Origin of the sequence: Halomonas sp. MES3-P3E (genome assembly GCF_002836035.1) — a bacterium.
Classification (GTDB): domain Bacteria; phylum Pseudomonadota; class Gammaproteobacteria; order Pseudomonadales; family Halomonadaceae; genus Vreelandella; species Vreelandella arctica.
The window spans coordinates 133,717-143,380 of the sequence record NZ_PJBT01000184.1; the positions used below are offsets into that span (position 1 = coordinate 133,717).

Below are 9,664 nucleotides of genomic sequence, written 5' to 3' on the forward strand. Positions count from 1 at the left end.
TTCAGATCTTTGATTAGGCAGTCTCTACATGGAACACGCTTCACCTTCGCCGCGGCGAATAATGTCCGGCCCTTACAGCGCGGCGCTGCAGTTAACTAGCTTGCGGTTCACTAGATTGCAGTTAACGAAGAGGTACTGGCGCACATGAGTCTTAAGGCGACCCATCCCCCCGATACGCCCCTCTATCCGATACGCGAAGTGTCTCGCTTGACGGGCGTAAACTCGGTCACCCTTCGCGCTTGGGAACGACGCTACGGGCTAATTCGCCCCCAGCGCACCCCCAAAGGGCATCGCCTTTACGCTCAAGACGACATCACACGCATCGAACGTATCTTGCAGTGGCTCAATCGTGGTGTGCCGGTCAGTCAAGTCGCCGACTTGCTTGACCAGCCAGAAACAATTGAGACGCCTACCCCTGATGCCGGCGATTGGGCTAGCCAACGCCTGCAGCTGCAAGCCATCATCGAAGCGTTAGACCTGCCCAAGCTAGAGGCTTTTTATTACCAGAGCTTAGCGCTCTACCCGCTGAGCATTGCCATTAACGAGCTTTGGCAGCCGGTTGTTTTAAGCTTAGAGGCGAAATGGGCCATTCAAGCAGATCAGTTAGTACGCCGCACCTTGGAAGCATTTTTGCGCAGCCAAGTGGGCATCCGCTTACATTATGCTAACCAGGCTACCCGGGGCCCGCTGATTTTGCTCAATGCCATGCCCGATGACCCTGGCCCGCTCTGGGTGTTGATGTCGGCATTGATGGCCAGCGAGCAAGGCTACCGAGTACAGATGCTTGACCACTCGCTGCCACTGGAGGATCTCCCTCAGGCAGTCGCGCGGCTACACTCGTCGATGGTCCTGCTGTCTAGCGGCCAGCGCGAAAGTGACAGCTATATTCGCCAAGCGCTGCCTAAAGCCGCCGAGACGCTTAATGTGCCCATCGGCGTGTGTGGTGAAGTGGCGCGCCTGCGCGAAGCCGATCTGCGCGATAGCCCGGTTCACATGCTAGGCGATGACCTGCCTCAGGCGATTGCTCGCTTGCGTCCTCTCTTACGCGAGTCAGGCGTACTGTAACCAACACGCTCTTACCCTGGCCGTTCGCTCTCTGGCGACCGGCCATTTTTTTGTGCCGCAGGAGCCCCTATGACAGGAAAGCCTATGAAACGTCAATTGGTTTGGCTGCGCAGCGACTTGCGTATTGATGACAACACTGCCCTGGCTGCCGCAGCGGCCAAAGGGCCTGTCATCGCGGTTTTTTTGCGCAGTATTCCCCAGTGGCAAGAGCACGGGCACGGTGCCAACAAGCTGGACTTTTGGGCGCGCGGTGTCGCCGCCGTTAAAACAGCCCTTAACGGATTGAATATTCCGCTGCTTCATCGCGATATTGACCACTATAACCAAGCGCCAGACGTACTGCTTGAGATCGCTCGGGAACATGATGTTGAGCAGTTGCACTTCAACTGCGAGTACGCCCTCAATGAGCGTCGCCGCGACCAAGCCGTACAAGATGCCTTTAAAAAAGCTGAGAGAACCGCCCATGGTTATCACGATGCCGTGGCATTTTCCCCTGGCAGCCTGTTAACCGGAAAAGGCGACTTTTACGGTGTTTTTACCCCCTTTTCCAAAGCGTGGCACAAGCAGGTCACCGCCGACCAGTTAGCGCTGCGCGAGTCACCACCGGTGCAAACAGCACTGGTTATTAAAAGTGATCCGCTGCCTGCGCTACCGACCCTTGACAGCACACCGATTGAAGAGCGCCTGTGGCCTGCCGGTGAACGGCCCGCGGCGGATAACTTGGCGCGTTTCCTGCGCTTTCGTGGCCGCCACTATAAAGACCAGCGCGACCTGCCCAAGGTACGTGGTACCAGCGAACTCTCGCCCTATCTGGCACTAGGCATGATCTCCCATCGCCAGTGCTTGCAAGCCGTAATGACCGAGAATGGCGGTCATCTTGGCGATGGCGATATTGGCCTGACGACCTGGGTTAATGAACTGATCTGGCGCGAATTTTATCAGCATGTCGCGGTAGGGTTTCCGGAGGTGTGCCGCTATCAACCCTTCCAGGCACACACCAAGCAGTTGCAGTGGCGCGACGATGATGAAGGCTTTCAAGCCTGGTGCGAAGGGCGCACCGGCTACCCTATCGTCGATGCGGCCATGCGCCAGTTAGTCGCCACCGGCTGGATGCATAACCGGCTGCGCATGATCACGGCGATGTTTTTAAGCAAACATCTCCTAATTGACTGGCGACGCGGTGAAACCTTTTTTATGCGCCACTTGGTGGATGGCGAATTCTGCGCCAACAACGGCGGTTGGCAGTGGGCGGCCTCGACGGGTACCGATGCCGCGCCCTACTTCCGCATTTTTAATCCCACCACCCAATCCACCCGTTTTGATGCTGACGGTGAGTTTATTGCCCACTGGCTGCCTGAGCTTGCTGACCTGCCCGCCAAAGCGCGCCATGCGCCGCCTCAAGACCTACTCACCGATGTGCAGTACCCAGCGCCGATCGTTGATCACAAAGCGGCACGTCAACGTGCGCTGGACGCGTTTAAATCACTCACTAAATAATCGCTTCTGTCCCCGCTTCCTTAAGCCATTATAGTTATAAAGCTAATCAAGGAGACCGTCATGGCTGAGCCTGCGGCGCTGGAGGCGTTCTGCGCCTTTTTCAAAAAACTGGACAATACCTGTACAGAAAAGCTATACGAGGTATATACTGAAAATATAATTTTTAGTGACCCGCTGCACCATATTGAAGGTCGCGAAGCGTTAGCGCGTTATTTTTCAGCCATGTATGAAAATGTCGAGCAGTGCCACTTCACTTACCACACTCGGCAGTTGCAAGGGCAGCAAGCGTTTGTAACCTGGACCATGACGTTTATGCATCCCCGATTGGCAGGTGGCCAGGCTGTCAAGGTCGAAGGCTGTAGCGCACTCACCTTTGCCGCCGATGGGCGCGTTGAGCGTCATCGCGATTATTTTGATGCTGGCGCCATGCTTTACGAACATTTACCGCTGATGGGAAGCGCCATTCGCTGGTTAAAAAAACGCCTTGCCTAAGCAGTAACATCACGGCGGGGCGCACGAGGAGGCTTAATGAGTACATGGGAAACGCCCCAACGTATTTGGTTAACCGGTGCCACGTCCGGCATTGGTGAAGCGCTTGCCCGTAAATTCATCGCCCAAGGCCACCAGGTGGTACTCAGTGCCCGCAACGCGGAGTCACTTGAAGCGCTGTGCCAAGGCCACCCCAATGCCCATCCGCTCCCGCTAGATGTTAGTGACCGCCAAGCCGTGCTTAACGCTGGCGAGACCATTGCCGAGCGCCTGGGGGCATTAGATTTAGCGTTATTCAATGCTGGTACTTGCGAATACCTGAACGCTCAACAGTTCGATATGGATTTAGTCGAGCGCGTTTTTAAGCCTAACTTATTTGGCACTTTGTACGGTGTCGAAGCCGCTCTGCCGCTGCTGCGGGCAGCACGGCAGCAGGGTCTGCCCGCCCGACTAGCGGCCACCTCCAGCGCCTCGGCCTATTTACCGCTACCCCGCGCAGAAGCCTATGGCGCTTCTAAAGCCGCCGTCAGCTACTTCCTGGAATCGCTGCGCTTGGATCTCGATCAGGAAGGCATTGATGTCAGCCTTATCCACCCCGGCTTTGTGAAAACGCCACTCACCGAGCGAAACGACTTCCCGACGCCCATGCAGGTCACCGCCGAGCAAGCGGCCGATGCCATTATCGCAGGCCTGGTAAAGGGTCGACTGGATATCCATTTTCCACGCCGGTTCACCTATCTGGTCAAATTGCTGGGCATTTTGCCTCCTGCCTTGCGCCGTCAGATAGGCCTGCGCATGACCCGCGCCCAAAAGGAATCGTCATGAGTACCGTGGTATCAAATAGTGCTGGGGCATCTCAGCGTATTGCCATTGTCGGCAGCGGTATCAGCGGCATGGCCGCTGGCTGGTACCTTTCCGCTCAGCATGAAGTCACGCTGTTCGAGGCGGATTCGCGGCTTGGGGGCCATACCGCCACGATGGACGTGGACGTAAAAGGGCAGACGTATGCGATCGACACCGGCTTTATTGTCTTTAACGACTGGACCTATCCGCACTTTCAGCGCTTGATGGCAACCCTGGGCGTTGCCTCACAAGCCACTGAGATGAGTTTCTCGGTGCATGAAACGGCAAGGGACTTTGAGTACAACGGGCACACGTTAGGATCGATGTTTGCCCAACGACGCAATTTATTTAACCCCTCTTTTTATCGCCTGCTGCGCGATATCCTACGTTTTAACAAGCAGGCCACTAAAGCGCTTGATCGCAACGAGTTCCCCGAACAGATGACCCTAGGGGAATACCTGGATCGCCACCACTACAACCGCGATTTCCAGCAGCGTTACTTACTGCCCATGGGAGCCGCCATTTGGTCGGCCAGCATCAGCGATTTACGCGCCTTTCCGGTGGCATTTTTTGTACGTTTTTTCCGCAATCACGGCCTGTTATCGGTTAATCACCGCCCCCAGTGGTACACCCTTATGGGCGGTTCGAAAAGCTATATCCCTAACCTAACAGCCCCCTACGCGTCGCGCATTCACCTCAATACGCCGGTAACCAAGATTACCCGCGAACGCTCTGGAGAGCGTGCTGGCGTTACGATTACCACTCCCGCTGGCAGCCAACACTTTGACCAAGTGGTGCTCGCCTGCCACGCCGACCAAGCCTTGGCGATGCTGGGTGACGCCAGTGCAGACGAGAAAGCAGTGCTCGGCGCCATGCCGTATCAGGATAACGAGGTGGTGCTGCATACCGACACCTCCCTGCTACCGCGGCGCAAACGTGCCTGGGCGAGCTGGAACTACCGGCTGGATCAGCGCGATAGCGAAGCACGGGTATCGGTCACTTACGACATGAATATTCTTCAGCGGATAGACAGTGACACCACGTTTTGCGTGACCCTGAACGACAGCGCCAGCATTGATACCGATAAAGTGCTGGGACGTTATACCTACGCGCACCCGCAGTTTACCTTGGCTGGCCAGGCGGCGCAGGCGCGCCACGCTGAGATATCGTCGACGGCGCATCGTACGCATTTTTGCGGTGCCTATTGGCGCAACGGTTTCCACGAAGACGGGGTGTGGAGCGCCCTGCGCGTCGCCCAGGCCTTGGGCTGTGACGAAGCTGCCCTGCCTCCCGCGGAACCTCTGGCGCTGCCTGCTCATGAGCTGCTGACACCGCAAGGTGTCGAGGGACTGGGATGATTGCCGCACCACGTTCGCGTATCTATCGTGGCACCCTGAGCCACCGCCGCTTCACGCCCAAGCCCCACGCATTCAGCTATCAGGTATGGATGGCGTGGTTGGATCTGGACGAGCTACCTGAACTGTTCGACAAGGTGCCCGGCTTTAGCGCCCGCAGGCCTGCCCTGGCGCGTTTCCGGCGGGAGGATTACCTAGGCCCGGTGGATCGCCCGCTTAAAACCGCCGTGCGCGAAGAGCTCGTTCGTCAATTAGGCAGCGCCCCCACGGGGCGGATTTGCGTGCTTACTCAACTGCGCACGCTGGGCTGCATGTTTAATCCTATCTCCGTTTACTACGCCTACGACCATTTGGGTAGATTGGCAGCCGTATTGAGCGAAGTCACCAATATGCCTTGGCGTGAGCGTACCCGTTACGCCAGCGCGGTGGACCCTTCACGTCACAGCCACCAGGCCCGTTTCGACAAAGATCTCCACGTTTCGCCTTTCAATCCCATGGATATGACCTATCGATGGAAATTTAACGCCCCCGGCGAAACGCTCTTTTTGCATATGGAGAACTGGCGGGAACAGCAGTGCCATTTTGATGCCACCCTGACTCTGAACGCCTCCCCCGCTACTCGTGGCGCGCTGATAAAAGCCTTGGCGCGCCAGCCATGGATGAGCCTGAAAACCGTCGCGGGCATTCATTTTGAAGCGTTACGCCTGTGGCTGAAGCGCGTCCCCGTTTATAACCACCCCAAGCAGCGCAAGGAGACTTCAAAGTGACGACCCTGCGTTCTACGCCGCCAAATATTCAACCTGTTGCGCAAGACCGCTTAACCAAGTGGCTGAAACCGCGCCTAGTGGCCCAACTGGATACCTTTCACGGTGGTCGTATTACCCTCATTGAAGGTGACCAGTGCCACCACTTAGGCCAGGGAGGACCGTTGCAGGTAACCGTGGTAATCCGCCACTCACGCGCCTGGAAGCGGCTGGCCTTCGGCGGTACCGTCGGCGCTGCCGAATCTTATATGGATGCTGATTGGGACGCCGACGACCTGGTCGCCCTGGTCCGCCTGTTTGCCGCCAACCTGGAACAGGTTAATACCAAAATGGAGAACGGCAGTGCCCGCATTGCCCGTTGGTTATTGGGTGCCGCCTACCGTTTTCAGCGCAACAGCCTAAGCGGCTCCAAACGCAACATTGCAGCCCACTACGATATTGGTAACGACCTGTTTTCAACGTTTTTGGATCGCCTCCACTGGATGTACTCCAGCGCCGTTTTCCCCTACCCGGAAGCTAGTCTGGAAGAGGCCTCAACCTACAAACTGGATTTGATGCTTGAAAAGCTTGATGTCCGGCCAGAGCATCACCTGTTAGAAATTGGCACCGGTTGGGGTGGTCTGGCGATTCACGCGGCGAAAACCCGCGGCTGCCATGTCACCACTACGACCATTTCCGATGAACAGCACGCTCATACTGCTCAACGGATTAAGGAAGAGGGGCTGGAAGACAGGATTACCCTGCTCAAACAGGATTACCGTGAATTAACAGGTCGTTATGACCGGCTTATTTCGGTCGAAATGATCGAGGCGGTGGGGCACCAGTATCTTGATACCTACCTCAATAAACTCGACAGCCTGTTAACCGACGACGGGCAAGCCATGCTGCAAGCCATCACCATCCGCGACCAGCGCTTTGAAGACGCTAAGCGCGACATGGATTTTATCAAGCGCTACATTTTCCCCGGCGGTTTTCTACCCTCGCACCATGCCATGTTAAGCAGCGTAATGCGCAAAACGTCTCTAAACGTGGTCGCGTTGGATGAAATAGGCCCGCACTATGCCCGCACTCTGCGTGAGTGGCGCCACCGCTTTGAAGCCAGCCTGGAACAGGTACGCACGCTGGGGTATGACGATCGTTTTATCCGTATGTGGCGCTACTATTTATGCTACTGCGAAGGCGGCTTCATCGAGCGCTCTATCGGCACCTGCCACCTGCTGCTGGCTAAACCAGCGGCGAAACCCATACCGCTCACCGGTGCGCTCTAAATGGCATCACGCAAGTGGCATGCACTGCTGTTCAATGCCCTGCGTTTTGAAGCTGGCTGGCTGCTATGCGTAGCAGGTGGTTCAAGCGTTGCCGCACTGGCGGGCGGAGGCTTGCTAGCCTGGCACCTATGGCGCTGCGCGCTGCCAGGAGAGTGGCGGTTCATCGCGGGATTTGCACTGCTCGGCTTGATGGTCGATGGCAGCTTAAACCTGCTGGGAGGCTTTGATTTTAACGATCAGGCACTGGTGCTGGGGTTATTACCCCTTTGGCTATGGATGCTCTGGCCGCTGTTTGCCACGCTGGTCTATCACTCGCTGGCGTGGCTGTGGCGTTATCCGCTACTAGCCGCGCTGTGTGGCGCTGTTAGCGGCCCGCTCTCGTATTACGGCGGCGCGCTACTCGCGGAGGTGACGCTTGCCCCTTGGCTGCTGCCAGCCCAGGCGCTGATATGGGCATCACTGTGTGTAGGCATTAGCCGTTTTTATATGCGTTAAGAAGCGGCAGAGGCAGTGGCTGGCTCAGGCAGCAAACGCATTTCCAATTCCGCGGCGGGTAGCGGTCTGGCAAAGTAGAAACCTTGTACGGACGTACACCCGGCATCTACCAAAAACTGACACTGCTCTTTGGTTTCAACGCCTTCGGCAATCACTCCTAGCCCCATGCCTTCCGCCATCGCTAAGACCGCCTTCACGATCGAGGCATCCGCTTGATCATGTGGCAACTCTTTAATGAATGCCCGGTCGAGCTTAATTTTGTCTACCGGCAAACGCTTCAAATAACCAAGCGACGAATAGCCTGTCCCAAAGTCATCAATGGCAATCGCAAAGCCTTGGTCGCGCAGCGCCTGAAGGCGTGGCCCCATATCGCCAGCGCGTTCGTCAAGCAGTACCGACTCGGTCAGCTCTAAACCAATTTGTGAAGGTTTTAACTGATAACGCTTTAGGCAGGTCGTCAACTGGCTTTCCAGGTCGCCTTGAAAGAGCTGCAGTGCCGAAATATTGACCCATATCGTCATTTTTGGCATGGCGCTATTACGCCAGTGCGCCTGTTGGGCACAGGCCTTTTCGATCACCCAGGTACCCAGCTGGCTCATTAAACCGTGCCGCTCGGCCAACGGAATAAAGTCGCCGGGGGAAATCATGCCATCCTTGGGATGGCGCCAGCGCAGCAGTGCCTCCATACCCACCAGCTCGCCGCTAGCAGGCTCATGCTGGGTTTGATAATGCAGTTCCAACTGGTCACCGGAAATAAGCGCAGCGCGTAAATCATTGACCAGCGCCAGTTGAGGATTATCCTGCTTATCCAGCGCCGGGCGAAAGCGCTGGCTTAAGTTACGCCCCAGTCGTTTAGCGCTGTAAAGCGCCGACTCTAAGCGCTGGAAGAGCACGCCTGAGTCGTTACCATCCTCGGGCACTCGGCAACTACCGATCGACAGTCCTAAGCGCAGCGATTGGTCGTTAATTTCAAATGGCCGACTCATATGCTCACGCAGGGTGGCAACCCACTGGTCATGATCGTCAAAAGTGGTGGTGCGGATCACCATAAACTCATCGCCGCCCAAACGACCTACAATACTGCCCGCCACATAGCTGGTTAAACGTTGACCAAAGCGCGCTAACAAGCGGTCACCCTGCTCCACCCCCAAACTATCATTGACGGATTTCAGCCCATCAATATCGACCAGCGCCATATCCAAGCTCTCTCCAGCGCGCAGATGGCGCAGCCGGGAAGCCAGCAGATCGTGAAGGCGACGACGATTGGGTAGCCCTGTGAGCGGATCTTCATAGCCGATACGGCGCAAATCACGCTCGCGGGCTTTTTGTGCCGAAATATCGGTAAACAGATTAATAAAATGAGTGATGTTGCCGCGGTTGTCGGTCACGGCGCGTACTTTTAACCACTCAGGATACTCATCGCCGTGCTTACGGCGGCTCCACATTTCACCTTCCCAGCGGCCGGTACTTTTCAGCGTGCTCCAAAACGTTTGATAAAAGTTTTTATCGTGCCGTGGCGCTGCCAGCGTCTCCAGTTTCAGCCCCTGAATCTCTTGGCTCGAGTAACCGGTCACTTCGGTGAAGGCGGGATTAACCACGATGGCGCGATTTTGCGCATCGGTAATCACCATGGCATCGCTGGTGAGCCCTAATGTATCTTGGGACAGACGCAGGCGTAGCCGCTGTTGACGCACTTGGTTCCAGGCATCCCATAGCCCTAACGTAACCAATGTCGCGGCAACTAGGCGCAGCGTCGCATCGGGTATCCAAACACAGGCAGGGAGCGCCGTCAGCGCGACCCAAACTAACGGACGATTGAGAGAAACAGGAAGCCACATGGCAATTCGCTATACCCTATACAAATTAATCTAGATAAAAAATTTAGCGC

General features: G+C 56.3%; 9 protein-coding genes. 8 read left to right on the plus strand and 1 reads right to left on the minus strand.

Annotation, left to right across the window (positions count from 1 at the left end; all coding sequences use genetic code 11):
- Positions 1–144: 144 nt before the first annotated feature.
- The 8 genes from CXF87_RS14825 to CXF87_RS14860 all read left to right on the plus strand — a co-directional run bounded on the left by CXF87_RS14825 (position 145) and on the right by CXF87_RS14860 (position 7,776).
- Positions 145–1,065: a MerR family transcriptional regulator gene (locus CXF87_RS14825; protein WP_008959195.1), complete on the plus strand. Its 921-nt coding sequence runs from the start codon at positions 145–147 to the stop codon at positions 1,063–1,065.
- A gap of 84 nt (positions 1,066–1,149) precedes the next feature.
- A complete protein-coding gene (gene phrB, locus CXF87_RS14830; RefSeq protein WP_101147136.1) occupies positions 1,150–2,562 on the plus strand; it encodes a deoxyribodipyrimidine photo-lyase in 1,413 nt (470 codons plus the stop codon).
- Between the two features lie 60 nt (positions 2,563–2,622).
- Positions 2,623–3,054, plus strand: a complete 432-nt coding sequence (locus CXF87_RS14835) for a nuclear transport factor 2 family protein (RefSeq protein WP_101147137.1) — start codon at positions 2,623–2,625, stop codon at positions 3,052–3,054.
- A 36-nt stretch (positions 3,055–3,090) separates the two neighbouring features.
- Positions 3,091–3,876: an SDR family NAD(P)-dependent oxidoreductase gene (locus CXF87_RS14840; RefSeq protein ID WP_101147138.1), complete on the plus strand. Its 786-nt coding sequence runs from the start codon at positions 3,091–3,093 to the stop codon at positions 3,874–3,876.
- Positions 3,873–5,252, plus strand: coding sequence for an NAD(P)/FAD-dependent oxidoreductase (locus CXF87_RS14845; RefSeq protein WP_101147139.1), 1,380 nt, complete (start codon positions 3,873–3,875; stop codon positions 5,250–5,252). Before CXF87_RS14840 ends, CXF87_RS14845 begins: the two co-directional genes overlap by 4 nt.
- Positions 5,249–6,016, plus strand: coding sequence for a DUF1365 domain-containing protein (locus CXF87_RS14850; RefSeq protein ID WP_101147140.1), 768 nt, complete (start codon positions 5,249–5,251; stop codon positions 6,014–6,016). The genes CXF87_RS14845 and CXF87_RS14850 overlap by 4 nt, the downstream gene beginning before the upstream one ends.
- Positions 6,013–7,281, plus strand: a complete 1,269-nt coding sequence (locus tag CXF87_RS14855) for an SAM-dependent methyltransferase (protein ID WP_101147141.1) — start codon at positions 6,013–6,015, stop codon at positions 7,279–7,281. Before CXF87_RS14850 ends, CXF87_RS14855 begins: the two co-directional genes overlap by 4 nt.
- Entirely contained in the window at positions 7,282–7,776 is a 495-nt protein-coding gene (locus CXF87_RS14860) for a DUF2878 domain-containing protein (RefSeq protein ID WP_101147142.1), read from the plus strand.
- On the opposite strand, the gene CXF87_RS14865 is transcribed toward CXF87_RS14860, so the two are convergent.
- Positions 7,773–9,614: a putative bifunctional diguanylate cyclase/phosphodiesterase gene (locus tag CXF87_RS14865; protein ID WP_101147143.1), complete on the minus strand. Its 1,842-nt coding sequence runs from the start codon at positions 9,612–9,614 to the stop codon at positions 7,773–7,775. The two genes, CXF87_RS14860 and CXF87_RS14865, sit on opposite strands and share 4 nt — an antisense overlap.
- Positions 9,615–9,664: the final 50 nt, after the last annotated feature.

What these genes read in the sequence shown, in the direction of transcription:
- CXF87_RS14825 (WP_008959195.1), top strand. Translation starts at nt 145, where the DNA reads ATGAGTCTTAAGGCGACCCATCCCCCCGATACGCCCCTCTATCCGATA.
- phrB (WP_101147136.1), top strand. Translation starts at nt 1,150, where the DNA reads ATGAAACGTCAATTGGTTTGGCTGCGCAGCGACTTGCGTATTGATGAC.
- CXF87_RS14835 (WP_101147137.1), top strand. Translation starts at nt 2,623, where the DNA reads ATGGCTGAGCCTGCGGCGCTGGAGGCGTTCTGCGCCTTTTTCAAAAAA.
- CXF87_RS14840 (WP_101147138.1), top strand. Translation starts at nt 3,091, where the DNA reads ATGAGTACATGGGAAACGCCCCAACGTATTTGGTTAACCGGTGCCACG.
- CXF87_RS14845 (WP_101147139.1), top strand. Translation starts at nt 3,873, where the DNA reads ATGAGTACCGTGGTATCAAATAGTGCTGGGGCATCTCAGCGTATTGCC.
- CXF87_RS14850 (WP_101147140.1), top strand. Translation starts at nt 5,249, where the DNA reads ATGATTGCCGCACCACGTTCGCGTATCTATCGTGGCACCCTGAGCCAC.
- CXF87_RS14860 (WP_101147142.1), top strand. Translation starts at nt 7,282, where the DNA reads ATGGCATCACGCAAGTGGCATGCACTGCTGTTCAATGCCCTGCGTTTT.
- CXF87_RS14865 (WP_101147143.1), bottom strand. Translation starts at nt 9,614, where the DNA reads ATGTGGCTTCCTGTTTCTCTCAATCGTCCGTTAGTTTGGGTCGCGCTG.